This window comes from Corynebacterium sp. CQ3829_602738 (genome assembly GCF_054478435.1).
In genome coordinates, this window is the sequence record NZ_CM137003.1 from 850,695 (window position 1) to 876,214 (window position 25,520).

Consider the following 25,520-nt stretch of genomic DNA (forward strand, 5'->3'; position numbering starts at 1 on the left):
CGACAAGTGTGATTGCAGTGGAGGCGAACGCGCAGGAGTACGTGAACCGGAGCGCAGACGCGGTTAAGCACATCCAACGAGGGTCGACGCAGGCAGAGCCGGTCAGTGACATAGACGATTTCTTTTCAGTCGATGCAATCGATTCGGGGGAAGTCAGTCGCATCGCAGAACTCACCGAGTTGGACCACATAGTGCATGGGCGAATCTCTGACGTCGACGGATACTCCAGTGGCGAGTTCATCTACTTCCAATGGGTGGACCGTGACGGTCAGCTATCACCGCTGTACACCGCGAGATCCCATGCACTCGAAGGAAACGAAGGCTATTTCGCTATCGCAGTCCCGGACTGGGTGGATGCCACAGGTAGGATCCACCGGTTCAACGCAACCCGTGAACAGCAGGTCCAACTGGATGCGTACGTTCCGTACCGCCATCAGCAGCGCGTGCTTGCAGGTAATCAAACAACCCCTTACGCGTTTTTTGCACCGGGTTCCCGTGAAGTGAACCTCCAGATTGCGGACGGAGGGGCGTTTCATAACCGCAGTGACGCTTTGATCGCGGAGTTCGACTCAACGCAGTTGCCCGCGCAAGCGGGACAAACGGCTCACGGTTTGCGGTGGTGGCAGGGCAACGCTCAGTCGCTCAAAGACCAAGCATTCAATGGGGAGATCATCGGCTACCGCTGGCGCAACGAAACTACTGGTCGCACGGTTTCCAGCTGCGTCGAGGAGCGCACCGTAACTGAATCCGATGGTAGCCAGACTTTGGTCGAGCTCGACGATTCGGAGCGCAACAGGTGCACGGAACTGAAGATCCCTGCCACGGCCAAGCGCGGGGACGTGTACTCATTCGAAGTTCTAGCGAATGATACTGTCGTCTCCCACGAAAGCTTTATCGTCACTGGCGAGCTGAACGAACGGGACGACTTTCTGTTTGGCAGCGAACGGCTGCTTGGCAAGCAGCAACGGGTGGTCGAGTTTGGCCGGTTCCGTGACGGATTCAATCGCGCTGAGACTGTGTTTGCGCCGCGGGCTGTACCTGGCATTGACGTGTCGGTGGACAACGGAACGATCTATGTCTCCCCGAATAACGATCTCGGCAACGCCACTCCGGACGTTTTTGACGCGACCGTCGACGTTTCCTTCTACAACTCCGGTGGTTCGAGGCCAGCGAAGCAACCGATCTTGCTCGACACCGACCGCGACGGCAACGCCGACATTTACGACCCGGATGATGACGGAGATGGTGTACTCGACACCATCGAAATCGCTGATAACTCGAACAAGAAGGATGCGCTGTCCGCAAACATCGTGATCAGCGCCGATCTTCCGGAGGCGCTTCAGGGGCAGCGCTACGTCGCGCGGGTCGAAGCTGACAACGTGCCACGAGATGCTCAGCTCGAATTAGTTTCCACCATCCCCGGGGTGTCCTACAACGCCAACGCTGGCGTGCTCGAGGGCACACCGACGCAAACAGGCACTTTCCCGGTAACCTTCCGTGCGTCGTCCTACACTCAGGCGGTCACTAACGGGAGCGGCGAGCCATTCGAACAGACTGTTGGACGGCTCGTTGTCCGGCCGGCAACCACTACGGTGGCGCTGACGACCACCTCGCAGGTGACAACCACTGCGCCAACTCCGACGGAAACTGCCAGCGTAACGACCACTCGGACCACGACACACCCAGCCACGGTAACCCAGGAGGTTTCCAGCCCTGCGCTGACGTTGCGGCCAACGATGGCGCAAATTGTGACGTCGACGAGCACTACGACGGTCACTCCGGCGCCGACGATCAGCGAAGTAACGCCGGCGCCGTCGACTACTACCGTCACCTCCACCCAGACCGAGTTCGACCGCCCGGTTGTCCGCGCGGGGGAGCAGACGTCCATCGAGGTTCCGGGGACGCAGGTTGCGCCGAGCGCGAACACTCCAGACTGGGTGTCGGCGCAGCCTGACGGCCGCATTGACCTCGCTCCGCCGCGCGACACACCGGCGGGCGATTACAACGTCGAGGTCGTCACGCCTGACGGCCGCCCCGCCGTCGTGCCGGTTCGTGTGGCGCCGGCACCCACCTCGTCTGAGCGGGCGGTGGTCAGGGCAGGCGAGCAGACGTCAGTCAAGAGCGCACAAACCGCCCCAACCCAGGGCGAGGCGTTCACACCAGGCAAGAACACCCCGGAGTGGGTGACCGTGAACCCCAGCGGGCAAATCGATTTCAAGCCGCCGCGCGACGTTGAGCCGGGCGAGTACAAAGTCGAGGTCGTCGACCCCGCCGGCGAAACGTCCACCGTCACAGTCGAGGTCACCGCGGCTGTGTCCGACGCGGAGCGCTACACCGTCCGCTACGACTTCGCACTTGGACGCCGCGGGCATGAGGCGACGAGCTTCGCCCCGCTTTTCGACGTCACCGAAGGTGGTTACCGCTACCTCAACCAAATTGCGCCGGCCGGCACTACCTATGAGGTGGTGGGCGGTGACGCGACCGTCGATAGGCATGGGCGCGTGACCTTTGCAATCCCGGGCGACGCCGCTGTCGGGGACGTGATCGAGACACGGATCCGCGTCATCTTCCCGGACGGCTCCTCCGTCGAGGTCCCCGCGAAGTTCGAAGTGGCGGAGCAGACGCTTGCCGATGCCGCCTCGCCCCGCTACCTCGACGGAGTGAAGGCTGGGCCGGGCGAGCGAGTCTCGGTCCCGCAGGTGGGTGAGGCCGACGCCGCCGAGTTCTACCTCAAACCCGGGCAGGACCTCAAGGGGTGGGAGGTCATAGTCGATCCGCTGACTGGCGAGGTTCACACCACCGCGCCTGCGACGGATGCGCAGGCGTTGGATGTCGAGGTCATGGCGGTGTTCTCCGATGGCAGCCGCAAGCCCGTGAAGCTCCGCGTCGATGTCGGCGAAGCTGCGGCCGCGGAAACCGAGCCCGCGTTTGCCGAGCAAGTTGCCGGACCGGGCGAGACAGTCCGGATTCCGCAGACGAAGACCATGCCGGAGGGCACGTTCTTCGACATCGCTGACGATGGCGGCCTCGAAGCAGCGATCGATCCTGTCACCGGCGAACTCACGGTGCGCCTGCCTGACGACGCACCCGCCGACGCCACCTACGTCATCGGCGTGAAGACCACATACCCGGACGGAACGGTCGAGATAGTGCCGGTGAAAATCGGCACCGATTCCATCGGTCGCGCCGCTGCGGTGAAGTACCCGTCTGCGTCGTCGGACCAGACGAGTGGAACCGTCACCGCGACGCCGACGGGTGTGCCGGACGGAAGCACGTTCGCGCTGGATCCTGCTTTTAAGGACGCTGACTGGGTGGTGTCCGTTAATAAGAACACCGGTGAGATCACTGCGACGCTGCGAACCGGAATCGTGGGGGAGCGCTCCACCGTGGTGCCGGTGCGGGTGACATTCCCTGACGGTTCCGTTCGCGCGGTACCGGTCGAAATCACAGCGAAGCGCGTTGCGGAGCAGCCGGCGGCAGATGCGCGGTCGGCGCGGTCGTCCGAGGGACCCTGGTGGATAATCGTCCTCGTTGCTTTGCTCGGAGTGCTCGGTATCGGCTGGGCCGCGACCGAGTACCAGGACCAGATCCGTCACTACATTCCGCAGTTCCCAGTGCTGCCTCGCCTGTAACGCCAAGCGGAAAGCCCGCCACCGCGGGGAAGCGGTGGCGGGCTTAGCTGTGTGCGGAAGCGGGGAGGAGTTACTCCTCGTCGCCCTTCTCCTCGGCCGGAGCCTCGGACTCGGCGCCAGCCTCAGCGCCGCCTTCCTCAGCGGCCTCGGCCTCAGCCTCGAGGTCCTCGTCAACCTGCTCGAAGGTGACGTTGACCAGCAGGGTCTCCGGGTCGGAGATGAGCTCTGCGCCCTCCGGCAGCTTCACGTCGGAAGCGTGGAGCGTGTCGCCGATCTCCTTGCCCTCGATGGAGACGGTCAGCTCGTCCGGGATGGACAGCGCGTCGATCTCGATCTCCACGTAGTCGGTCTCCTGCAGCACAACTGCGCCCGGAGCGGCCTCGCCCTCGGTGACGACCGGGACCTCGACGGTGACCTTCTCGCCGCGCTTAATGCCGAGCAGGTCGATGTGGTCGATGTCCAGGGTGATCACGTTCTGGTCGATGTGCTTGACCATGGACAGCAGCTTCTCGCCGTCGAGCTCGAGCTCGACGATGGCGTTGGTGCCGTCGTTACGCACGACTGCGGTCATCTCGATGCGGTCGACCGCGAAGTGGATGTTGTCGATGCCCTTTTCGTACAGGACGCCCGGGATCTTGCCGTCGCGGCGCAGACGGCGTGCGGAGCCCTTGCCGAACTCCTCGCGACGCTCACCCTTGATAACGGTGGGGGTAATAGCCATGTTGTACTCCTTCGTGTGTGAAGGGCCACAGGCCTTGCCTGCGACCACTGAACGGATATGTGCTCGTCGAGTGATCGCAAAAGGATCTCAGAATCGCGTCGATAACGGCCTTTGAAGGCCCTCGCCGAGACTGCTACAGGGTAGCAGCCGGTTTCTGCCACACAAAATGCCCGCTTGCCTGGGCTTGTTCATACTCGTACCCGAGGGGGATGCCGCGGCGCTCGCGCATCAAAAGCGTGACGACGAAGCCCGTGACCGTCGCCGCCATCAAGTACACGGTGATCGCGGCGGTGCCGCCGGTTGCCTCGCGCAGGGCGGCGGCGATGGTGGGGGCGAACGCGCCGCCCAAAATCGCGCCGAGCGCATACGAGATGGACGCGCCGGACGCGCGGATGGAGGCGGGGAACAGCTCCGCGTAGAACGCGCCGATCTCGCCGTAGGTCAGCCCCAACCCAACGGTGAGGAAGATCAGCGCCGCGGTGATCTTCGCCAGTGACCCGGTGTTCACCAGCGGGAACAAGGCCAGCACGCCGGCCGCCTGCACGATAAAGCCAACCAGGAGAGTGCGGCGGCGGCCGATGATGTCGGACACCCAGCCGGCGAAAGCGGTGGTGCACAGCCAGGCGGCGGCGGAGGCGGTGACGGCCCACAGGATGTCGCCGCGCTCAAGCGCGAGCCCGGCCGGGTCGGTGACGTAGTTCTGGATGTAGCCGCCGGTGGTCATGTAGCCCACCGTGCCGTTGGCGGCAAAGATCAACGCCGCGGCGATAACGAGCCCCGCGTGGTGCTTGAACAGGGAGCCGACCGGGTTGCGCGCGCCGACCTCGCGCATTTCCTCCACCACCGGCGATTCGTCGACGCCCGTGCGGATCCACCAGCCCAACACCGTCAACCCGACGGAAAGCAGGAACGGCACTCGCCAGCCCCACTGCAAAAACGCCTCGCCGGGGGCGATCATGGTCATCAGCGCAAGCACGCCGGAGGACAGCAAAAGCCCCGCCGGCACGCCCACCTGGGGCCCAGCGCCGTAGAGGCCGCGCTTGTCTGCCGGCGCGTGCTCCACGGCCAGCAGCACCGCCGAGCCCCACTCGCCGCCAGCAGAGGTGCCCTGCAGGATGCGCAGGACCACCAGCGCGGCCGGCGCGAGCCAGCCGGCGGTTGCATACGTGGGCAAAAGCCCGATCAGCGCGGTGGCGGTGCCCATGGTGAACAGCGTGACCATGAGCACGCCGCGCCGGCCCAGCCGGTCGCCGAAGTGGCCCGCCAGCACCGCCCCCAACGGGCGGAACAGAAAGGACAGGCCGACGGTGAGGAAGCTGGCGATCGTCGCCGCCGCAGGCCCGAGCGGGCCGAACATCACCTTGTTAAACACCAGCCCTGCCACGGCGGCGTAGAGGAAGTAGTCGTACCACTCGATGGCGGTGCCGATGGTCGTGGCCGCGATGACGCGGCGGCGCTCACTGCGCACGGGAAAACGCCTCCAATAGCGCGTCGGTTTCTTCCGTGTTGGTCACGGTCACACGGATGCCCTCGGGGAAGACGCGCACCAGCACGCCTTCTGTGGCGAGCCGGTCCGCCAGCTCTTGGCCGGCGCCGGGCAGCCACACAAAGTTCGCTTGGCTTTCTGCGAGCCCAAGCTTGTCGACGACACGGCTCCGCTCGGCCACGGTGCCGTCGATACGCGCACGCAATTCGTCTGAAGCCGCAAGTGACGCGAGTGCCGCGACCTGCGCGACGGAGCTGACGGAAAACGGCACCGCCACCTTGTTCAGCGCCTCGATAACAGCCTGCGGGCCGAAGGCGTAGCCGATGCGCGCGCCCGCCAGCCCGTAGGCCTTGGAGAAGGTGCGCAGCCCCACCACGTTGGGGTAGCGGTTGATGACTTCGGTGGCGACGGGGGTGTCGGCGGCCTGGTTGTACTCGAAGTAGGCCTCATCGAGCGCCACCAGAACGTCTGCGGGCACCGCGTCCATGAACGCGGCGAACTCGGCGTCCGTGACGGTGGTGCCGGTGGGGTTGTTCGGGTTGCACACGAAGATGAGCTTCGTGCGCTCGGTGACGGCCGCGGCGAGGGCAGGCAGGTCCACCCGGTGGTCGGCGGTCAGCGGCACCGGCACAGGGGTCGCGCCGGCGATCTGGGCGAAGATGGGGTAGGCCTCGAAGCTGCGCCACGGGAAGGCCACCTCGTCGCCCGGGCCTGCGGCGGCGGTGACCAGCTGCTGGCACAGGGCGGACGAGCCGGTGCCCACCGCAACCTGCTCGGGCGCCACGCCGAGGTGCTCAGCCAGCGCCGCGCGCAGCTGTACTGCGCCCATGTCCGGGTAGCGGTTGACCTCGCCGAGCGCTTTGCTCATGGCGTCGAGCACGCTGGGAAGCGGCGCTTCGGCGCATTCGTTGGAGGACAGCTTGATGGCGCGTTCGTCGCGCACGCCCGGAACGTACGCGGGCAGCGAGTCAAGGTCGGGGCGGATCATGCGTGGCTCCTCTGTGTGGTCAGGGAAATGAGGCCTAGCACGATGATCCAGCCGGTCAGCGTGGCAAGGCCCATGCGGTATTCCGGCAGAATACCCATCAGCACGAGCACGAGGACGAAAAACCCGATGCAGACCCAGTTCGCCGCCGGGTACAGCGGGGCGGGAAAGGTTGCGCTCTTGGAGGTTTTGCGGAAGTTCAGGTGCGAGATGCAGATGCCCGCCCAAGTGATCAGCTCGGTGCCGACGATGATGGCCAGCAGCACCGCGAAGATCTTGCCTTCGAAGAAGAAATTCAGGATGACCACGGTGCCCATCAGGGCGGCGTCGAAAAGCAAGGCCTTGGTAGGCAGCCCCTTCGTGCTGGTGGCGGCGAACGCCTGAGGCGCCTGGCCGTTTCTGGCAAGGTCGCGCAGCATGCGCGCGCCCGAGTACGTCATGGTGTTGAGCACCGAGAACACCGCCACCACAATGACCACGTTGAGCGCCGTGGCGGCGGGGCCGAAGCCGACGCCGGACAGCACGCGGATGAACGGGCTCTCGTTGGATCCCTGCTCGTTCCACGGCGCGAGCAGCAAGATGGTGCCGATGCCGCCGAGGTAGAACACCAGAATGCGCCACACCACGGAGTTCACGGCGCGCGGGATGGCCTTTTCCGGATTGTCCGCCTCGCCGGCGGCGGTGCCGATGGACATGATGCCGCCGAACGTGAACGTCACCGCCACCAGCGCGAACAGCACGCCGGAGACGCCGTTGGGCATGAACCCGCCGTGGTCGGTGATGTTGGAAAACCCGATCGCCTCGTCCGGGCCGAGACCCACCACGAGCGCGAACCCGAGCACGATCATGAGCACGAGCGCCGCGACCTTGATCAAGGACAGCCAATACTCCGTCGCGGCGAACACCCGCACGTTGAACAGGTTCAGCACCACCACCACCAGCAGCGTCACCAGCGCGGTGACCCAGTGCGGCAGCCCGGGGAACCAGTAGTCCAAAAAGGTGCCCATGGCGGTCAGCTCCAGCATGCCCACCACGACGGTGGTGAACCACCAGTTCCAGCCGGTGATGAAGCCGGCCACCGGCCCGATGAACGCGCGCGAGTACGCCGCAAACGAGCCGGAGACCGGGTGCTCAACCGCCATTTCGCCGAGCATGCGCATGAGGAAGTACACGATCACCCCGACGAGCGCGAACGAGATCAGCACCGCCGGCCCGGCGTACTGGATCGATCCGGCGGAGCCCAAAAACAGGCCCGTGCCTATCGACGAACCAAAGGCAATCATCATCAATTGCCTACTCTTGACGCTCCTGTTCAGCCCCTGTTCTTGCAGGCTGTCGTTCTGGCTCACGGTTTAGTTTCCTGTCGGTGGTCGGGTGGTGGTGCGGGACATGCCGCGGAATTCGGCGATGGCGGTGTCGCCGTCGTAAAGCGTGACGTCCGAAAGCCCGTTTCTGCCCCACGTGTGGCGCTCGCGCGCGACGCCGCGGATGGTGCGGCCCATCTTCGCGGGCGCGAGGTAGATCATCTCGGACTGCGCGCTGACGGTCGGGTCGGTTCGCCGCGAGTTGCACGCGCCGCCGAACAGCGCGTCGGCGAAGGTGAACAGCACGCCGCCCTGGCACACGCCGAAGCCGTTGGCGTGGCGCGCTTCCACCGTGAACTCGCCCTCAGCCACACCCGGCTCAAGCCGCGTGATGGTGGCGCCGAGGTACTCCAGGGTGGCGTCGTTGTCGAACATGGACTTCGCGTGCTCGAGGTCGGGGGTGAAATCCACCGACGGGGCGTAGCGCTCGTACATCCTTATTCCTTCCCGTATGCGTGAAGCCGGGGCAGCGCAAGTGCTGCCCCGGCTGAGTCCCGGCGAACCGCGGCGTTTACGCCTGACCCTCGAACAGGGTGGTCACGGAGCCGTTTTCAAAAATCTCGTGGATCGTCTTGGCCAAAAGCGGCGCAATGGAGAGCACCGTGAGGTTGCTCCAGCCTTCGGTGTCCTGCGGCAGGGTGTCGGTGGTGATGACTTCCTCGGCGCCGCAGTCGCTGAGGCGCTCGCGTGCCGGGTCGGAGAACACGCCGTGGGTGCAGGCGATGACCACGGACTTCGCGCCGGCCTCCTTGAGCACGCCGACGGCGCCGGCGATGGTGCCGCCGGTGTCGATCATGTCGTCCATGAGGACGCAGTCCTTGCCGTCGACGTCGCCGACGACGCGGTTGGACACGACCTTGTTCGCGGCGTCGATGTCGCGGGTCTTGTGCACGAACGCCATGGGGGCGTCGCCGAGCATGTTGGCCCACTTCTCCGCCGACTTCACGCGGCCGGCGTCGGGGGAGACCACCACGAGGTTGTCCAGCGGGTACTTGGACTTGATGTAGTCCACCAGGATCGGCTGGGCGTGCATGTGGTCCACCGGGCCGTCGAAGAAGCCCTGAATCTGGTCGGTGTGCAGGTCCACGGACACGATGCGGTCCGCGCCGGCGGCGGTGAGCAGGTCCGCGATCAGGCGGGCGGAGATCGGCTCGCGGCCGCGGTGCTTCTTGTCCTGGCGGGCGTACGGGTAGAACGGCAGGATCGCGGTGATGCGCTTAGCGGAGCCGCGCTTGAGCGCGTCGATCATGATCAGCTGCTCCATCAGCCACTTGTTCAGAGGCTGGGCGTGGGACTGCATGACAAAGCAGTCGGCCCCGCGGACGGACTCTTCGAAGCGGATGAAGATTTCGCCGTTGGCGAAGTCGCGCGCGGTGGTGGGCACCAGCTCGATGCCGAGCTCTTTGGCCACAGCTTCTGCGAGGTCCGGGTGGGCGCGTCCGGTGAAGACCTTGAGGTCCTTGTGGTTTTCGGTGGAGTAACCAGTCATGAAATTAACCCTCTCGCTTCGCGTTTTTCGCAGCCTCTGCCGCTTCGGTGCCCGGGCGGCGGTCTTCCACCCAGCCTTCGATGTTGCGCTGGCGGCCTTCCTTGATGGCAAGCGCGCCGGCGGGCACATCTTCCGTGACCACTGTACCCGCGCCGGTGTAGGCGCCATCACCGATGTTGACCGGCGCGACGAACATGGTGTCGGAGCCGGTACGGCAGTAGTCGCCGATGGTGGTGTGGTGCTTGTTCACGCCGTCGTAGTTGGCAAACACGGAGCTTGCGCCGATGTTGGAGTGCTTGCCCACCGTGGCGTCGCCGATGTAGGTCAGGTGCGGCACCTTGGAGCCTTCGCCGATCTTGGCGTTCTTGGATTCGACGAAACCGCCGAGCTTGCCGCGGGCGCCGAGCTCGGTGCCGGGGCGGATGTAGGTGAACGGGCCGACGGTGGCTTCCTCACCGATGACGCCGAGCTCGCCCTGAGTGCGCACGACGGTGGCGCGGGCGCCGACCTCCATGTCGGTCAGGGTGGTGTCCGGGCCGATCTCGGCGCCGTCGCCGATGACGGTGGAACCCCACAACTGGGTGTTCGGGTGGATGACCACGTCGCGGCCGATTTCCACCTCGATGCCGATCCAGGTGGTGTCCGGGTCGATCACGGTCGCGCCACCCCGCATCGCCTTCTCGACGAGCCTGCGATTGAGCTCCTTGCCGGCCTCCGCCAGCTGTACCCGGTCGTTCACGCCGGCGAGCTCGCGGGCGTCGGGGGCGGTAAAGGCGGTGACCCGGAGGCCGTCGTTACGCGCGATGCTCAAAACATCGGTGATGTAGAACTCGCCCTGGGCGTTGTCCGGGGTGACGCGCGTGAGGGCGTCGCGAAGCACCTTGCCGTCGAAGGCGAACACGCCGGAGTTGACCTCGCGGACTTTGCGCTGCTCGTCGGTGGCGTCCTTTTCCTCCACGATCTCGAGGACGTCGCCGGCCTCGCCGCGGATGATGCGGCCGTAGCCGGTGGGGTTGTCGAACTCGAGCGAGAGCACGGTAACCGCGGCGTGCTCGGACTCATGCTTCTCCACGAGCGCCTGCAGGGTCTCCGGGGTCAGAAGCGGCACGTCGCCGTTGGTGACCACCACGGTGCCGTCGAAGTCCGGGATTGCGGACAGGCCCACCTGCACCGCGTGGCCGGTGCCGTTTTGCTCCTCCTGGACGGCCTGGCGGATCTCCACGTGCATCTGCTCGGCGATCTGCTCCACGGCCGGGGCGACCTGGTCGCGCTGGTGGCCGACAACCGCAACCAGGTAGTTGGGGTGCACACCGGCGGCCGCGTGCAGGGAGTGGGACAGCAGGCTGCGCCCGCCGATCTCGTGCAGCGTCTTCTGGCGGTCGGACTTCATGCGGGTTCCGGCGCCGGCCGCAAGCACGACAACGGCACGTTCGAAGTGAGTAGGCACTCGAATGCTCCTTGATTTATAGGGTGTTGAGCGGTTTTTGTCGGCCCCAAGCATAACGCCTAGGCGGCGGCCGCCGAGACTTCTTTCAGGTTCCGCGCGCCGAAAACGCCGGCGTAGCCCACGACGGCCAGGAAGATGAGCGCCGCCTGCGGCCCGAGCACCGCAATCGCCGACGACATCGCGCCGACAACCAGCAGCACAATGCCCATCACGGTGTTGGAGGCGCCGGTGATCATGGTGCGCTTGTCGCCGTCGGCCATGTCCACCAGGTACGTCTTGCGGCTCACACGCACCGCGGTGTGCGCGAGGTTGACCAGGAAGAAGCCCAGCGGCATGACCCAGGCGTTCACCCCGGCCGGCGCGAGGCGGGCGCTGAGAACGAGGGCCACGATCACGGTCGAAGCGATACCCGCGGCCCAGGCCATCGTGCTTTTCGACGACCTGTCGGACAACCTGCCCGACACCCTGCCGCCCAGAAGCGACGCGCCGCCGGAGGCGATGATGAACGCGCCGAGGCCGGTCAGGTCCGCGCCCTCGTTGCCGGCCATGACCACGATGAACGGGGTGGACAGGGCGGTGACCAGCATCAGCGAGCGCACCACCAGGAACTTCTGCAGGTCCCGGTCGCTTTTGACCAGCGCCCACATCTGCCTCATGCTCTGGCCGTCTTTGGCCTCGGGTTCGGCTTCCGGCTCCTCGATCCCGCTAAAGACCAGCGACGCCAGCGCCCACGTGGAAGCGCCCACGGCGAGCAGCGCGGCGAGTGCCCACTGCGGCAGGTTGTTGGGCAAAAACGTGAGGATGAGGCCGATGGCGAGGGTGAACGCCCCGGCCAGGGCGGTGGCGCGGCCGGTGATGTCGCCGCGGCGGCCCTTGGAGATCGTGCGTCCCTGCACGTCTTTTCCGGCCAGCGAGCACAGGGAACGGAACAGCGCGTGGGCGGCGAGCAAGATCAGGATGGCGGCGCCGAGCGGAGCGCCGTCGAGAAGCAATGCGCTCAACGCAATGAGCCCCGCGGCGATGGCTTGGCCCCACGAACCGATGAGCCACACGCGTTTGCGGGAGCGCTTCGAGGTCACCCACGGGCTCAAAAACGCCTGCGGCAGCATCGAGCCGGATTCGCGGATGGGCACGAGGAACGAAGTCAAAACCGCCGGCACGCCCGCAGTACCGAACAACCACGGCAGCACCGTCTTCGGCGCGACGACCTGGTCGCCGATGTTTTGCAGGCCGTTGGACCAGATGAACCGGCGTGCGTTGCGTTCCTCGCGTTGATCGTTATGCATACATAACGGATAGTAGGGTCGAATGAGAGTATCAGCGAACCGGGAGGCGGACATGGCAATGAGCAGGCGCACGTTTTTCAGGGGCACACTCCTTGCGACGGCGGCGCTGGCCGCGGCAGCGACGGGCACGGCGTGCTCGGAGTCCTCGCAAACCAAGCCGCTGGGCGCGGACGACGAGGCGCGCCCGCTGCGCATCCCGCCGCTGTACGAGGGCGAGCTCGACGGCAACGTTCGCCGCTTCGAGCTGACCGCGCAGGAAGGCGAGTTCGAGATCGTACCCGGAACCATGACCAAAACCTGGGGCTTCAACGGCCCGTACCAGGGGCCGACGCTGTACATGCGACGCGGCGAGGAAATCGACATGACGGTGCACAATGAGCTGCCGGAACCGACCGTCGTGCACTGGCACGGCCTGCACCTGCCGGCGACCGCCGACGGCGGGCCGGCGCTCATGTTCGATCCGGGGAAGTCCTGGTCGCCGTCGTGGACCGTGGACCAGCCGGCCGCGACCTGCTGGTACCACCCGCACCCGCACGAAAAGTCCGCCGTCCACGCCTACCGCGGCCTGGCTGGTGGTCTTGTGCTTGACGACGACACTTCCGCCTTCCCCGGCCTCCCCAATGAGTACGGGGTAGACGACATCCCCGTGATCATCACCGACGCCAACTTCACCGACGACGGCCAGCTGGACGAGGACAACGGCTGGGTCGGCTCCACCGTCATGGTCAACGGCATGACTAAACCGCGATTCGAGGCGACCACCCGGCGCGTGCGCCTGCGCGTGCTCAACGGCGCGACGATGCGCTTCCACCACCTGTCCTTGGGCAAGCCGTTTTATGTGGTGGCCACGGACCAGGGTTTCCTGGACGCGCCGGTCGAGGTCGACGGCGTACTGCTCAGCGCCGGCGAGCGCGTGGAGATCGTGGTGGACTTAGAGCCGGGCAAGGATCTGAAGCTGCGCAGCGACGGTGTCCCGGACCTGGGCGGCATGCCGGATAAAGAAACCGCGGAGATGTTCGGCTTCACCGATAAGTTCGATCTGCTCGAGATCGCAGCGCCGTCGGACGACGCACCCGAGGTGTCTGAGCTTGCGGATTCGCTGGTGCCGTTCGAGGTACCTGACGCGGACTCTGTCGAGGTGGAGCGCGAGTTCCGCATGAACGGCACCGAGATCAACGGCAAGACCATGGACATGACCCGCGTGGACTTCACTGTGGACCACAAGGGCCCAGAGATCTGGCACGTGACCAACGAGAACGACGACATGGCTCACAACTTCCACATCCACGACGCGCGCTTTGCCGTCATCGGCGTGGAAAACGGCGAGTTGGAATTCACCACCGGCTGGCACGACACCATCACCGTCCCGCCGCTGGCCACGGTGAGCCTGCTCGTGGAGATGGGCTACTACCCGGACCCGAGCCTGGCGTACATGTACCACTGCCACATGCTCAACCACGAAGACAGCGGCATGATGGGCCAGTTCGTCATCGTCGAGCCTGGCCAGGAGGCGGACCTGGATCTGCCCGCCGGCCACGGCGGGCACTAGTCAGCAGCGGGTTTAGGCTGGGGCGGGTTTAGCCGCGCACGTTGTGGCCGATGACTGCTGGCAGGAGCAGGGGAGCGTCGCCAAGCAGCGCCTTGAGGTTGCCGTCGCGCTCCACCGCACTGGTGACGGTGCGGACCTTCGAGCCTGACTTGTCGCGCCCGCGGCCCCGGTTGGCGCCAGCAGCCATGGGCCCTGCGGCCACGGCACCGCCGCGTGCGCCGTGGCCGTTTTGGCTTGCCGCGCCGTGCGCCCCGGCGGAGTAGGACGAGCCTGCACCGTTAGCGCCGGTGCCGCCCGCGCCAGTTCCACCAGCACCAGCGCCGCCGATACCGGGGCGCATGCCGTTTGCGCCTTGGCCCGCTCCGGCGTTCGATCCAGCTCCGGCGCCTACTCCGGCACCCGTACCAATGCCGGGCCCGAGCGACGATGCGCCGCGCTGGCTTCCGGCGATCCCGTTCGCGCCAGCGCCGAGACCACGACCGTTGGCGAAGCCTCCACCGACACCGGTGCCCGCGCCTGCGCCAGGGCGGGCGCTGTTGGCAAGCCCTGTGCTGGTGCTGTGGCCAGAAGCTGCGCCGCGGCCTCCCGCGACGGCGTTGCCCGGCGCGAGGCCGAATCCCGCGGCGCCCGTACCGGCGCTTGCGGTGCTCGCACTGGCGTTGGTCTGAGGCGTGCCGTTGAATCCACCGATGGTGGGGGTGAGGGGATTGGTGGGGGAGGCGGGAGCAGCCGTCGCCAAGCTTCCTGCTGCTGAAGGGGCAGGCGGGGCGAGAACAGCAGAGGCGGACTGGGTGGGAGCCGCGCCCGCGGCGATGCGCTCGAAGGTCTCGGGGGTGGGGCGGCCGTACTGCTGGATGACCTCTGCTGGCGACTTCGCGTGCGCGAGGTCGCCGTAGCCACGGTTGGTCAGCACCTCCCGAAGGCCCGGTGGAAGCTCAGTCGGCGTGTACGACGTTGTGGCCGGGGCGGGCACGTCGGTGCTGGCGTAGGGCGTCGACGGAAGCTTTCCCGCGTCCGGCAGCAGCCGGTTAAACGCTGGAATTGCCGGCTGGAGCCCAGAAGTGACGCGGGAAGAATACGAGCTGAGGTAGTCCGACTCGATCTGCGCTTTGATCTTCGGATCCTCCGCCGCGATGTAGGCCGCAGCGGCGGCAGAGGCGTACATGCTCTCCGAGTCAGCGGCCATGCCAAGCGCCTCAGTGTGATTAGCGAGCGAACGCGAGTTAGCGACGTACTCCAAACCCGCATTCTGAATCTGCGTGACTTTCTTCATCGCCTCTTGGATCCAGACCGTGTCCGCGGACGAGCTCAGCGCGTGGTGGACGCCGTTGAGTTCCTCAATGGCGTTTTCGATGAGCTGGGCGTTGGAAGTCCAAAAGTCCGACGCGGAGTACGCCAGAGATGTATTGGTGAGGTTCAGATTCATTTCCGCGCCGAGCAGCGACGACTCCGACGCGGAGGACACCGCTGCGTTGTCGAACGTGTTGGTCTTCGGGTCTGCGGCCTTGAGCTGCTGGAAGCCCTGTGCATACATCGGCGTGAGTGCAGCAGCTGGGCCACCAAGCGGTGCCAGCAGTGAGCCCATCATCCCGGAGAACGACTCATCCGTCTGCTGCGTGTTGGTCAACGCCAGCCACAGGTTGTCCGCAGTGTGCTTCAGGTACAGCGCGATGGCCTGATTCGCCTCCGGCGCGCGCTCGTCCCCGATCGGGCTGAGGCGCTCGCCCGCCTCGTCCAAGCCGCCTGCGGTCGAGAAGCTGGAGAGGGAGGCCAGTTGTTTGCCACCCTGCCCCCTTATCACCGTCTTAGCTACTGAGCGAAGTTGGTCGATTGCCTTTTCTACTTCGGCCGAATCCAGTTTTAGAATCATTTGTCCCCCTGCGTATGAACCTGTCTGAGCTCACCGTAGCCAGGCGGATGTTGCATTAAAAGAGAGTGTTCACTTTAGTGAGCATCAGCCTGCATTCGCCCTGTACAACTTTTCCAGGTTCTGAACCGCTGCGTGGCAAATAGCGTCCTGGGATGTCTCTTCGTCCCATCCACTTGCTAGGGAGACAAGCCCCCCACGAACGGTATCCAGTTGCGCGTAACAGTGAGCACCGAAGTCACTGACGGGGCCGTACACAAATATTTGAGGCAACAGAACGGATTCGTACCCCGGAAGCAAAGTAACTTGTTTTTCAACTTCTCCGCGAGAAGCGTTATTTTGGGCAAACCCTTCGGCAGGCAACTGGGGATTATTGGAAAAATGACAGAGCTTTAGCCCTTTAGCCAGCCCCGCGTACTCCTCCGGGATGGGCTCGACGTTGTCGAAGCCGGCGGCGGCGAATTCCTCGGGCGAGATCTCGGTGCAGGGGTCGAAGATGTCGTCGCCGAGGGTGTAGGGGTCGAAGTCGCCGATCTCGAGGGTGCCGCTTTTGAAGTGGAACACGGCGGGAGCATCCGCAGAACTGCGAGCAGAACTGTCGCCAGAACCTCCAGCAGAGCCGCCAACAGCACCGCCCGCGGCTTCGGCGCTGTGCTCGTTGTCCTGGTGGTTGGCGGTGGGGGCCGGAGGGGCGTCGATAGGCGAAGGCTCCGAAGCACACCCCGCAAGGACCCCGCATGCCATGAGCCAAACGATGTGGCGTTTCATGTACCCCTCCAATAAAAAAGCTTCCCCACCAGGACTCGAACCTAGAATGACGGTACCAAAAACCGTAGTGTTGCCGATTACACCATGGGGAATAGCACCGTTGATTGTAGACCAGACCCGTCAACTGCCAAAGACGGGGTTAACACTACGACGCTCTAAGCTAGGGCGCATGGCTCGTAGGCGAATGACGGCACCCCAGCGCAGAGATCAGTTGATCGGAGTGGGCAGGCAAGCATTCGCTGAGCGGGGGCTCGACGGTATTTCCATGGAGGAGATCGCGGCGCGCGCCGGGGTGTCCAAGCCCGTGGTGTACGAGCATTTCGGCAGCAAGGAAGGCCTGTACCAGGAGGTTGTGCGGCTGGAAATGGCCCGGCTGGAGCACACGATTACGTCGAACATTCAGGCCGGCCCGTGGCGCGACCGCATCGAGCGCGGCGTGCTGGCACTTTTGACGTACGTGGAGGAGGAAACTGACGGGTTTGTCATCCTCGCGCACGGGCAGCTGCCGGGGGAGGGGCGGACGTATTCGACGATCCTCAACCGCGTCACCGCGGAGGTGAGCTACCTGCTGGGGGAGGCGTTTAAGCACCGCGGGCTCGACGAGTCGATGGCGGGGCTGTACGGTCAGGCGCTTGTCGGCACCGTCTCCAATTCTGCGCTGTGGTGGCTGGACGAGCGCACGCCCGACAAGCACACCGTGGCGGCGCACATTTCCAACCTGTGCTGGAACGGGTTGCGGGGGATGGAGGCGCAGCCGCGCGTGTACGGAAGCGGCGAGGCGAGCGAAAGCGCGAGCGACGAGACAAGCGGCGAAACCGCAGAGAAGGATGCGTAAGACACATGACTGAAACCACCCCGCCCGTGTTGGGCGGTTTGCTCACCGCGGCGCTGACGGACCCGAAACTGAAAGGCCTGGTCACGCACGTGGGCGAGGATTCGCTGCACGTCACAGGCATTGACCAGGTGCGTTCCTGGGCGGCGGGCGCGATAGCGCGCGAGACGCCGGTGCTGCTTGTCACGGCCACCGGCCACGAGGCGGAGGACCTTGCCGCGGAGCTGAAGGCCATTCTGGGCGAGGAGAAGGTCGCCCAGTTCCCGGCGTACGAGACGCTGCCGCACGAGCGTCTCTCGCCGGCGCCGGACATTGTGGGGCGTCGCTCGAAGGTGCTGTGGGACATGCCGCGCGTGATCGTCGCGGCGGCGCGCGCGGTGTGCCAGCCGGTGCTGCCGCCGGCGGAGCCGATCAGCATCGCGGTGGACCAGGAGCGCGACTTCGAGGAGCTGACCGCGCAGCTGGTGCACTTCGCGTACAACCATGTGGACATGGTCGCGTCGCGCGGCGAGTTCGCCACCCGCGGCGGCATCATCGACGTCTTCCCGACCACTGCGCAAAACCCCGTGCGCATCGAATTTTGGGGCGACGAAGTCACCGACATCCGCTCCTTCGCGGTCGCGGACCAGCGCACCATCGAGGAGGTGCGCTCGGTTGAACTGCACCCCGCGAGGCAATTGCTTATCGACGACACCGTGGCCGCCAAAGCCGACGACCTCGCGCGAAAATTCCCCTCGAACCCGACGCTGTCGTCGCTGCTTGCCCGCATCTCGGAGAAGCAGCCGGCGGACGGCATGGAGGCGCTCATCCCGGCGCTGACGGACAAGCAGTACTCGGTGCTGCCGGAGCTCATGCCCGCCGGTTCCGTGGTGCTGGTGACCAACCCGGAGAAAGTGCGCGCCCGCATCGCCGACTTGGAGGCGACGGACCGCGAGTTCCTCGAGGCCGGCTGGGAGGCCGCGGCCATGGGCGCCGAGGGCCCCGTGGTGGTGGAGGGGCTGGACGTGTCCGCCTCCTCGTACCGCTCGTACGAGTCGCTGGAGGTCTCCGCCTCCAAGGCCGGCAACGCCTGGTGGACGTTCGCGCCTCCCGGCATGTTCGCCGCCGACGACGCGGAGACGCTGCCGCTGGAGTTCGAGGCCGCGCCCGCGCCGAAGGGCGACCCGAAGGCGATCGAGCAGCTCTACGCCACCCTCAAGCTGCACATCGGGCAGAACCACGGCAAGGTCGCGTTCGTGGCTCCGGCGAAGGGCACGATCGACCGCATGGCGGAGCGCCTGCGCGAGCACGGCGTGTCCGCGCGCGTAGCCACACCAGGCTTGGAGCCGGTCGAGGGGGCGGTGACCCTGTACCAGGCGCTGTCGCACGCGGGCCTGGTCTTTGGTGGCCCGAACCTCGTCGTGGTCACGGAAACGGACGTGACCGGCAACCGCGTCGGCGACATCGCAGGTGCTAAACGACGCGCCCCGCGCCGCCGCAACCGCGTCGACCCGCTCGCGCTGCAGCCCGGCGACTTCGTGGTGCACGACACCCACGGCATCGGCAAGTTCGTGAAGATGGCGGAGCGCACCGTCAAAGCCGGCGACGAGGACTCGCGCCGCGAATACATCGTGCTGGAGTACCAGCCCGCCAAACGCGGACAGCCCGGCGACCAGCTGTGGGTGCCGATGGAGTCTTTGGACCTGCTGAGTAAGTACACCGGGGGCGAGAAGCCGTCGCTAAGCAAGATGGGCGGCTCCGACTGGAAATCCACCAAGCGCAAGGCGCGCGCCGCGGTGCGCGAAATCGCCGGCGAGCTGGTGGAGCTCTACGCCAAGCGCCAGGCCGCGCCGGGCCACGCGTTCGCGCCGGACACCCCGTGGCAGCACGAGATGGAAGACGCCTTCCCGTTCGTGGAGACCGAAGACCAGCTCACCGCCATCGAAGCGGTGAAGTCGGACATGGAAAAGCCCACGCCGATGGACCGCGTCATCGTGGGCGATGTGGGCTTCGGCAAAACCGAGGTCGCCGTGCGCGCCGCATTCAAGGCGGTCCAGGACGGCAAACAGGTCGCGGTGCTCGTGCCCACGACCCTTCTGGCCCAGCAGCACTTCTCCACGTTCAACCAGCGCATGGACGGCTTCGGTGTGACCGTGCGCGAACTGTCGCGCTTCACCACCGCCGCCGATTCGAAAAAGATCATCTCCGGGCTTGCGGACGGCTCCGTGGACATCGTCATCGGCACCCACCGACTGCTGCAAACGGGCGTGCAGTGGAAGAACCTCGGGCTGATCATCGTGGACGAGGAGCAGCGCTTCGGCGTGGAGCACAAGGAGCACATCAAGGCGCTGAAGTCGCACGTGGACGTGCTGACCATGACCGCAACGCCGATCCCGCGCACCCTGGAGATGTCGCTGACCGGCATCCGCGAGATGACCTCCATTACCACCGCGCCGGAGGACCGCCACCCGGTGCTGACCTACGTGGGCCCGCAGGAGGACAAGCAGGTCGCCGCCGCAATCCGCCGCGAGCTGCTCCGCGACGGCCAGGTCTTCTACATCCACAACAAAGTCTCCGACATTGAAAAGACCGCCCGCCAGCTGCGCGAGCTGGTCCCAGAGGCACGCATCGTGGTCGCCCACGGCCAGATGAGCGAGCAGGTGCTCGAGCAGACCGTGCAGGGTTTTTGGAACCGCGACTACGACGTCATGGTCTGCACCACCATCGTGGAAACCGGCCTGGACATCGCCAACGCCAACACCCTGATCGTGGAAAACGCCCAGAACATGGGCCTGTCCCAGCTGCACCAGCTGCGCGGGCGCGTCGGCCGTTCCCGCGAGCGCGCTTACGCGTACTTTTTGTACCCGAAGGACAAAACGCTCACGGAGACCTCCTACGACCGCCTGGCCACCATCGCCCAGAACAACGACCTGGGTTCCGGCATCGCCGTGGCCCAAAAGGACCTGGAGATGCGCGGCGCCGGCAACGTGCTCGGTGCCGAGCAGTCCGGCCACATCGCCGGCGTGGGCTTTGACATGTACGTCCGCCTGGTCAGCGAGGCCGTGGAAACCTTCAAGGGACTCATGAGCGGCGAGCCCATCGACGCCACCGACAAAGGCCCCAAAGAAATCCGCGTGGACCTGCCCGTGGACGCGCACATCCCGGAAAGCTACATCAACTCCGAGCGCCTGCGCCTGGAGGTCTACCGCAAGCTCGCGGAGGCGCGTGACGACGACGCCCTTACCGCCGCCGCCGACGACATGATCGACCGCTTCGGCGCCCTGCCAACCGAGGTTGAACACCTCATGGCCGTGGCGCGGCTGCGCAACCAGGCCCGCCAGGTCGGCGTCGCGGACATCCTCACACAGGGCAGCCGCATCAAGCTGCACCCGGTCGAGCTGCCGGACTCCAAGCAGGTGCGCCTCAAGCGCCTCTACCCGGGCGCGAACTTCCGCGCCGCGGCGAAGGCGCTGCAGGTGCCGATGCCGCGCGAAGGCGGGGCGAAGCGGGCGCTGAACGCGCCGAACCTGCGCGACCTGGAGCTTTTGCAGTGGGTCGCCGACTTCATGACGGAGATGCTCGACGCCCCGAAGATCTCCGTCGCGGGTGCTGCGGCGGATTCTGCGGCCGCAGACAAGGCGCCGAAGAAGAAGGTGTTCTCCGTCAGCGAGTAGCAGGGCTGCTGAGAGGCTTGCCTAGAAAAAGCGCGGCAGGATCAGCAGCATGCCGATACTCCACGTCAGGTGCGCCGCGATAGGGGAGTAGAGCCTGCCGGTTTTCACGGACTCGTAGTAGGTCACCGCCCCCAGCACGCCGGCGGCGAAGACCAGAAGCGGCACGCCCATCACGCAGGTGACCAGGCAGTAGGCCAGCGTGGACCACACGCCTGCCTGCACCACCGACTGGCCCATGCCGCGCAGCTGGCGCGGCACTGCGTCGCGGAACACCATCTCCTCGCCTGCGCCGTTGACCACCAGCACCAGCAGGGTGAGAAAACACCCGCCCTTGTTCGGGGTCTGCAGCAGCTCCGCGGCCGGGCCGGCCAGCAACGGGATATGCTGCACCACCAGCGCGCCGAGGACGAACACAACCGCGAGGGTGGCGCCGATGAGGGTGCCCCGGAGGACGTCGTAAAGCTTGCGGGGCCCCGCGAACGTCTGGCGGTCACCCCACAGCCACCACGCGGCCGCATAGACCACCGCCGTAAACGCGGTGGCCCAGTAGAAGCCGGCGGTGCCGTCGCCGGCGCGGCGCGCGAGAAACAGGCCGAGTGCGCCGAGCGCGCATGGCACCAAGAACAGCCATTGCCTGGTCACGTGGGGCCCTTGTCCGTCAACTTCCGCAAACACGGAAGTAAAGGTTACCGGCCCGCAGGCCAAGCATCCCCGGTTGTTACTTCACGGAGAAGATGATCATCTCGGTGTCGTCGGGCTTGCCGCGGTAGCGGCCGTCGTCGCCCGGGAAGTTGTTGTCCAGCGCGGTGAGGTAGCGGCCGTCCTCGAGCTGGACGATGGTTTCGACGCTGAGCAGCGCGAACTGGAACGGGTCGCCGACGCCGTAGGCGCGGGCGTCGGAAACCATGCCGATCTTGGACGGGTTGGCGATGTCGAGCAGGTCCGCCATCAGTTCCTTCTTCACCGTGGAGCCGGGCTTCGCGTCCGCGAAGTCCTTGACCTCGAAGACCTTCTTCAGCTGCGCGTCCGAGCCGCGGAAATCGTCGCGCTCGAGCATGAGCAGGCGGCCGTCCTTGGTCAAAAACGCGTCGCCGATCAGGGCGTCGTCGCCTTCTGCAAGGTAGTTCCAGGTCTTGCCGGTGTACTTGCCGGTTTCGGTGTCGAACTGGGAGATCACGCGCTCGCGCTTGTCAGTGGCGCTGTCCAGGTAGCCCTCGAAGATGGGGTACAAGTAGCGGCCGTCGGTGGCCATCGCTTCGAAGCCCTTGGAGTTGCGCAGGTTCGGCTTTTCGTCCTTGCCCAGGGTCGGGTTCGACGGGCTCTTTACGCCGGGGTAGGGGTACGGGGCGTCGAGAAGCGTGCCGTCCTTGTCCACGTGCAGGATGTAAGGGCCGAACTCCTCGCCGACCCAGAAGGTGCCGTCTGCCGCGCGAACGAAGGACTCCGGGTCGAAGTCGGCGCCGGTGAGCAGGCGGTCCTTGGTGTCGTTGTTGACGATCTCCCACGGGATTGTGTTGTTCGGGTCCTTCAGCGCGACGTAGTCCAGCACGTCGATTCCGCCGACGTCCTTCGGGTCCTTCGCGGTCTCTGCGGTCTCCCAGTTCGGCTTCACCGTGTAGATGCGCAGCAGGAAGTCGGACGAGTTCTGCTTCGAGCCGAAACCGTTGTCGGGCAGGGCGTAGAACTCGCCGTCGCCCTTTTCGATCATGCCGGAAAAGCCCGGGATGACCTGGCCTTTAAACGGGTGGGTCTGGCCGTTGCCGTCGAAGGCGTCCTTGCCGGAATCCGGGCCCGGGGCCTGGTAGAGCGCCGACAGCTTCGCGCGGCCCTCAAGCACCGGCCCGTCGACCTCAGGGGCGGGCGCGGACGGGGCAGCACCGTTGCTCGAGCCGGTTGCCTCCGAGCTGCCGCCGGCGGCGGCGCCGATCGCGCCGCCGACGAGGCCGCCGACAACGAACGCGCCTGCGACAGCCGCGATGAGCTGCTCGAGATTGAGGTTCTTGATGATCTGGTCGAGCGGGGGAGGGAGCTGAATAGTCATGTGCCACTGCCTTTACTGTCGTTCAGAAGCTGAGCGCAAACTCAGGCGAAACTTAGTTTTCGCACAATGAGTGTAGGGCGGGGAGGCCGGCTCCGCTCGGTGAAAAAGCCGACCGATTCCCGCCCGGAGGCGCGGGGGAAGTACGATGTTTCCCGTCGCCCCTATAGCCCAATTGGCAGAGGCAGCGGACTTAAAATCCGCCCAGTGTCGGTTCGAGCCCGACTGGGGGCACCACTACACGGCGGTGTATCCGCCGTCGGCGAGGTGGTAGGAGCCGTTGACGAACGACGCGTCGTCGGAAAGCAAGAAGCTCACCACAGCCGCAATCTCTTCGGGTTCGCCCAGGCGGCCAGCAGGATGCTTATCGACGAGCGCTTGGCGGGCCTCGCCCTGCGCCCGCTGAATCAGCGGCGTGTCAATGTACGCCGGACCCACGCAGTTGACCCGGATGCCGGCGGCGGCGTAATCCGCTGCCAGAGACTTGGTCAGCCCCACCACACCGTGCTTCGCGGCGGTGTAGGCCTCGATGCCGCCGGCGCGGCCCACGGAGCCGTGGATGGAAGACATGTTCACAATCGCGCACTGCTCCGTGTTGCCCTGCGCGAAGAATTGCTTGAGCTGGTAGTGGCAGCCGTAGGCCACGCCGGACAGGTTGATGGAGATGACCTTGTCCCAATCGGCCAGATCCTTGTCCGCAAGCGGGGTGTGGTCGCCCACACCCGCGTTGTTCACTGCGAGGTGGAGCGCGCCGAACGTGTCCACGGCGAACTGCACGGCCGCCTCGTTGTCCTCCTTGCTGGCCACGTCCTGGTGGAACGCGGCCGCGGCGCCGCCGTCCGCCTCGATCGCGGCGGCGACGTCCTTGGCGGCGTCGTCGTTGATGTCGGCGACCACCACCTTGGCGCCCTCGCTGGCGAGACGCTTCGCAATGGCCTCACCGATGCCGGAGGCGCCGCCGGTGACCAGCGCAACTTTGTTTTCAAACTTGCTCATGACTGTTCCTTGACCTTCCGTGGGGATAAGATGCAGCCAAAGTGTAAGCAGCCGCCGACCCTCCTGGGGCCGGTTTGAGGCAGCTACTTATTTCGCCGCGCCGAGCGCAGCCTTGATCAGCGGGATCTGCAGCGGCAGGCGCCCGATGGAGATGATCTGCTTCTGCCACGGCTCGTTGCGCCACTGCCACGCCATCTGGAAGTTCGCCGGCCACACCGCCGCCAAAAGGGCGGCGGCGAACTTGCCGCCGGCCGCGCGGGTTTTTGGATTCGCCAGTAGGGCTGCAGCGGCGAGCTCGGCCACGCCGGAGACGTACGTGTAGGTGCGTGCGGAGCCGGGGAGGGCATCGGGCACGATGTCGTCGAAAGGCTGCGGCTTTGCAAAGTGCAGCACGCCCGCGCCAGTGAACAGGGGAATGAGGAACTTCTGCAACGGTGTCATTGGCCCGAGCTTACGCCTGGGCTGCGTTACAGCGCGCGGGCGACCTGGTCGGCCACGAAGGCGGACCCGGCGCGGGAGGGGTGGAAGACCATGTTGTATCCCGCCGTAGTGGTGTCGACAAGTCCTGCGACCCAGCGGTCGGCGTCGCGGGCGCAGGTGCTGTGGCCGGTGGACTGGGCGTTGATGTCCAAAAACGCCGCGCCTACTTGGCGCGCGGCTTCGCGCTGGTTGTTGCGGTGGTGCTGCTCCCAGCCGTGCACCGTCGGAGTGGGCACGCCGAGCGGGAGGTTGGGTACTACGTTGAAGGCGCAAATCGCGCCGTTTTCTCCGGTCACCGAAAGCATGCCGGGAATGATGATCTTCGCGTTCGGCGCCACGGCGCGGATTTTCGCCGCGGCGGCGCGCATGTTGGCCAAGTACTGCTCGCGGGTGCGTGCGGCGTCGTAAGTAGTGCCGGGCTTGTCCAGCAAGGGACGCCAGTGGTCGTTGAAGCCGGCGCCCAACGTCACCGCCCGGGTGCCCGCGTTCAGCGCGCCGGTGTGCACCGCATGGTCGATGCGGCCGAGCATCTGCCCGGAGGTGATGCCGGCGCACGACCAGTCTGTAACCTTCGCGCCGGTGCGCTCCCCGAGCTGGCTGGGCCAATTGCCCGGGCCGTGGAGGCAGCCTGACTCGCTCGGGTTGTTTCGGAGCACGCGCTCGGAGGAGGTGGAGGAAAGGCCTGTGCCGTCAGCGAAACGCAGCACAGTGTTGAGGTACTGGTCCGGGTTAGCGGCGAACGAGTCGCCGAAGACCACCACGTTGCCCGCGGGCTGCGCGGTAGCGGGGGAGGCGGTCGTGGCGGCAAGCAGCGCAGAGGCGGCCACTGCTGCGTGACGGATCAGGTTTCTCACGCGCCTGAGCCTACCTGCCGTGACTGTTGCCGTCGCGGAACCAAACAAGGGTGGTGGGCATGTGCGTCTCCGA

At 65.8% G+C, this 25,520-nt stretch carries 19 protein-coding genes and 1 tRNA gene; 5 read left to right on the forward strand and 15 right to left on the reverse strand.

Annotated features, from left to right (window positions below; genetic code table 11):
• Nucleotides 1–611 precede the first annotated feature (611 nt).
• Nucleotides 612–3,632 (forward strand): Rib/alpha-like domain-containing protein, encoded by a 3,021-nt coding sequence (locus tag ACX1NL_RS04135; protein WP_458898689.1) that lies wholly within the window; start codon nucleotides 612–614, stop codon nucleotides 3,630–3,632.
• Between the two features lie 70 nt (nucleotides 3,633–3,702).
• Here ACX1NL_RS04135 and ACX1NL_RS04140 read toward each other — a convergent pair whose 3' ends face one another.
• The 8 genes from ACX1NL_RS04140 to ACX1NL_RS04175 form a co-directional block, all read right to left on the reverse strand.
• Entirely contained in the window at nucleotides 3,703–4,353 is a 651-nt protein-coding gene (locus ACX1NL_RS04140) for a 50S ribosomal protein L25/general stress protein Ctc (RefSeq protein WP_458898690.1), read from the reverse strand.
• Nucleotides 4,354–4,486: 133 nt separating this feature from the next.
• A complete protein-coding gene (locus ACX1NL_RS04145; RefSeq protein ID WP_458898691.1) occupies nucleotides 4,487–5,821 on the reverse strand; it encodes an MFS transporter in 1,335 nt (444 codons plus the stop codon).
• Nucleotides 5,811–6,827 carry a histidinol-phosphate transaminase gene (gene hisC, locus ACX1NL_RS04150; RefSeq protein WP_458898692.1) on the reverse strand — a complete coding sequence of 339 codons (1,017 nt, stop codon included), beginning with the start codon at nucleotides 6,825–6,827 and terminating at the stop codon, nucleotides 5,811–5,813. Before hisC ends, ACX1NL_RS04145 begins: the two co-directional genes overlap by 11 nt.
• Nucleotides 6,824–8,173, reverse strand: coding sequence for an amino acid permease (locus ACX1NL_RS04155; RefSeq protein WP_458898693.1), 1,350 nt, complete (start codon nucleotides 8,171–8,173; stop codon nucleotides 6,824–6,826). Before ACX1NL_RS04155 ends, hisC begins: the two co-directional genes overlap by 4 nt.
• Nucleotides 8,174–8,176: 3 nt before the next feature.
• Nucleotides 8,177–8,623 (reverse strand): hotdog fold thioesterase, encoded by a 447-nt coding sequence (locus tag ACX1NL_RS04160; RefSeq protein ID WP_181888084.1) that lies wholly within the window; start codon nucleotides 8,621–8,623, stop codon nucleotides 8,177–8,179.
• 76 nt (nucleotides 8,624–8,699) lie between these two features.
• Nucleotides 8,700–9,677, reverse strand: a complete 978-nt coding sequence (locus ACX1NL_RS04165; protein ID WP_181888085.1) for a ribose-phosphate diphosphokinase — start codon at nucleotides 9,675–9,677, stop codon at nucleotides 8,700–8,702.
• Between the two features lie 4 nt (nucleotides 9,678–9,681).
• Complete coding sequence (gene glmU, locus ACX1NL_RS04170) at nucleotides 9,682–11,067, reverse strand: bifunctional UDP-N-acetylglucosamine diphosphorylase/glucosamine-1-phosphate N-acetyltransferase GlmU (RefSeq protein WP_458898899.1); 1,386 nt, start codon at nucleotides 11,065–11,067, stop codon at nucleotides 9,682–9,684.
• A gap of 116 nt (nucleotides 11,068–11,183) precedes the next feature.
• Nucleotides 11,184–12,410, reverse strand: a complete 1,227-nt coding sequence (locus ACX1NL_RS04175; RefSeq protein ID WP_458898694.1) for an MFS transporter — start codon at nucleotides 12,408–12,410, stop codon at nucleotides 11,184–11,186.
• A gap of 22 nt (nucleotides 12,411–12,432) precedes the next feature.
• On the opposite strand from ACX1NL_RS04175, the gene ACX1NL_RS04180 reads away from it, so the two are divergent.
• Complete coding sequence (locus ACX1NL_RS04180) at nucleotides 12,433–13,959, forward strand: multicopper oxidase family protein (RefSeq protein ID WP_458898695.1); 1,527 nt, start codon at nucleotides 12,433–12,435, stop codon at nucleotides 13,957–13,959.
• 28 nt (nucleotides 13,960–13,987) lie between these two features.
• On the opposite strand, the gene ACX1NL_RS04185 is transcribed toward ACX1NL_RS04180, so the two are convergent.
• Both ACX1NL_RS04185 and ACX1NL_RS04190 read right to left on the reverse strand, forming a co-directional pair.
• Complete coding sequence (locus ACX1NL_RS04185; RefSeq protein WP_458898696.1) at nucleotides 13,988–15,829, reverse strand: hypothetical protein; 1,842 nt, start codon at nucleotides 15,827–15,829, stop codon at nucleotides 13,988–13,990.
• Between the two features lie 84 nt (nucleotides 15,830–15,913).
• A complete protein-coding gene (locus ACX1NL_RS04190) occupies nucleotides 15,914–16,594 on the reverse strand; it encodes a DUF3558 family protein (protein WP_458898697.1) in 681 nt (226 codons plus the stop codon).
• 169 nt (nucleotides 16,595–16,763) lie between these two features.
• Here ACX1NL_RS04190 and ACX1NL_RS04195 point away from each other — a divergent pair, with 169 nt between their 5' ends.
• Nucleotides 16,764–17,429: a TetR/AcrR family transcriptional regulator gene (locus ACX1NL_RS04195; RefSeq protein ID WP_083327966.1), complete on the forward strand. Its 666-nt coding sequence runs from the start codon at nucleotides 16,764–16,766 to the stop codon at nucleotides 17,427–17,429.
• Between the two features lie 5 nt (nucleotides 17,430–17,434).
• The gene (gene mfd, locus ACX1NL_RS04200; protein ID WP_458898698.1) at nucleotides 17,435–21,079 is read left to right on the forward strand and encodes a transcription-repair coupling factor; all 3,645 of its coding nucleotides are present in this window, start codon (nucleotides 17,435–17,437) and stop codon (nucleotides 21,077–21,079) included.
• A gap of 21 nt (nucleotides 21,080–21,100) precedes the next feature.
• Here the strand turns inward: mfd and ACX1NL_RS04205 are convergent, their stop codons facing one another.
• The gene (locus tag ACX1NL_RS04205) at nucleotides 21,101–21,754 is read right to left on the reverse strand and encodes a CPBP family intramembrane glutamic endopeptidase (protein ID WP_458898699.1); all 654 of its coding nucleotides are present in this window, start codon (nucleotides 21,752–21,754) and stop codon (nucleotides 21,101–21,103) included.
• Nucleotides 21,755–21,797: 43 nt separating this feature from the next.
• Nucleotides 21,798–23,120, reverse strand: coding sequence for an esterase-like activity of phytase family protein (locus tag ACX1NL_RS04210; RefSeq protein WP_458898700.1), 1,323 nt, complete (start codon nucleotides 23,118–23,120; stop codon nucleotides 21,798–21,800).
• Between the two features lie 157 nt (nucleotides 23,121–23,277).
• On the opposite strand from ACX1NL_RS04210, the gene ACX1NL_RS04215 reads away from it, so the two are divergent.
• Nucleotides 23,278–23,354: transfer RNA gene (locus ACX1NL_RS04215), tRNA-Leu, on the forward strand.
• Here the strand turns inward: ACX1NL_RS04215 and ACX1NL_RS04220 are convergent.
• The 3 genes from ACX1NL_RS04220 to ACX1NL_RS04230 all read right to left on the reverse strand — a co-directional run bounded on the left by ACX1NL_RS04220 (nucleotide 23,355) and on the right by ACX1NL_RS04230 (nucleotide 25,447).
• Nucleotides 23,355–24,113 carry an SDR family NAD(P)-dependent oxidoreductase gene (locus ACX1NL_RS04220; RefSeq protein ID WP_181888093.1) on the reverse strand — a complete coding sequence of 253 codons (759 nt, stop codon included), beginning with the start codon at nucleotides 24,111–24,113 and terminating at the stop codon, nucleotides 23,355–23,357.
• Nucleotides 24,114–24,200: 87 nt separating this feature from the next.
• Nucleotides 24,201–24,554, reverse strand: coding sequence for a DoxX family protein (locus tag ACX1NL_RS04225; protein WP_181888094.1), 354 nt, complete (start codon nucleotides 24,552–24,554; stop codon nucleotides 24,201–24,203).
• A gap of 26 nt (nucleotides 24,555–24,580) precedes the next feature.
• Nucleotides 24,581–25,447 (reverse strand): GDSL-type esterase/lipase family protein, encoded by an 867-nt coding sequence (locus tag ACX1NL_RS04230; RefSeq protein WP_311389544.1) that lies wholly within the window; start codon nucleotides 25,445–25,447, stop codon nucleotides 24,581–24,583.
• Between the last annotated feature and the right edge of the window lie 73 nt (nucleotides 25,448–25,520).

What these genes read in the sequence shown, in the direction of transcription:
- ACX1NL_RS04185 (WP_458898696.1), bottom strand. Translation starts at nt 15,829, where the DNA reads ATGATTCTAAAACTGGATTCGGCCGAAGTAGAAAAGGCAATCGACCAA.
- ACX1NL_RS04225 (WP_181888094.1), bottom strand. Translation starts at nt 24,554, where the DNA reads ATGACACCGTTGCAGAAGTTCCTCATTCCCCTGTTCACTGGCGCGGGC.
- ACX1NL_RS04175 (WP_458898694.1), bottom strand. Translation starts at nt 12,410, where the DNA reads ATGCATAACGATCAACGCGAGGAACGCAACGCACGCCGGTTCATCTGG.
- ACX1NL_RS04220 (WP_181888093.1), bottom strand. Translation starts at nt 24,113, where the DNA reads ATGAGCAAGTTTGAAAACAAAGTTGCGCTGGTCACCGGCGGCGCCTCC.
- ACX1NL_RS04210 (WP_458898700.1), bottom strand. Translation starts at nt 23,120, where the DNA reads ATGACTATTCAGCTCCCTCCCCCGCTCGACCAGATCATCAAGAACCTC.
- ACX1NL_RS04165 (WP_181888085.1), bottom strand. Translation starts at nt 9,677, where the DNA reads ATGACTGGTTACTCCACCGAAAACCACAAGGACCTCAAGGTCTTCACC.
- ACX1NL_RS04140 (WP_458898690.1), bottom strand. Translation starts at nt 4,353, where the DNA reads ATGGCTATTACCCCCACCGTTATCAAGGGTGAGCGTCGCGAGGAGTTC.
- hisC (WP_458898692.1), bottom strand. Translation starts at nt 6,827, where the DNA reads ATGATCCGCCCCGACCTTGACTCGCTGCCCGCGTACGTTCCGGGCGTG.
- ACX1NL_RS04195 (WP_083327966.1), top strand. Translation starts at nt 16,764, where the DNA reads ATGGCTCGTAGGCGAATGACGGCACCCCAGCGCAGAGATCAGTTGATC.
- mfd (WP_458898698.1), top strand. Translation starts at nt 17,435, where the DNA reads ATGACTGAAACCACCCCGCCCGTGTTGGGCGGTTTGCTCACCGCGGCG.
- ACX1NL_RS04160 (WP_181888084.1), bottom strand. Translation starts at nt 8,623, where the DNA reads ATGTACGAGCGCTACGCCCCGTCGGTGGATTTCACCCCCGACCTCGAG.
- ACX1NL_RS04180 (WP_458898695.1), top strand. Translation starts at nt 12,433, where the DNA reads ATGAGAGTATCAGCGAACCGGGAGGCGGACATGGCAATGAGCAGGCGC.
- ACX1NL_RS04190 (WP_458898697.1), bottom strand. Translation starts at nt 16,594, where the DNA reads ATGAAACGCCACATCGTTTGGCTCATGGCATGCGGGGTCCTTGCGGGG.
- glmU (WP_458898899.1), bottom strand. Translation starts at nt 11,067, where the DNA reads ATGAAGTCCGACCGCCAGAAGACGCTGCACGAGATCGGCGGGCGCAGC.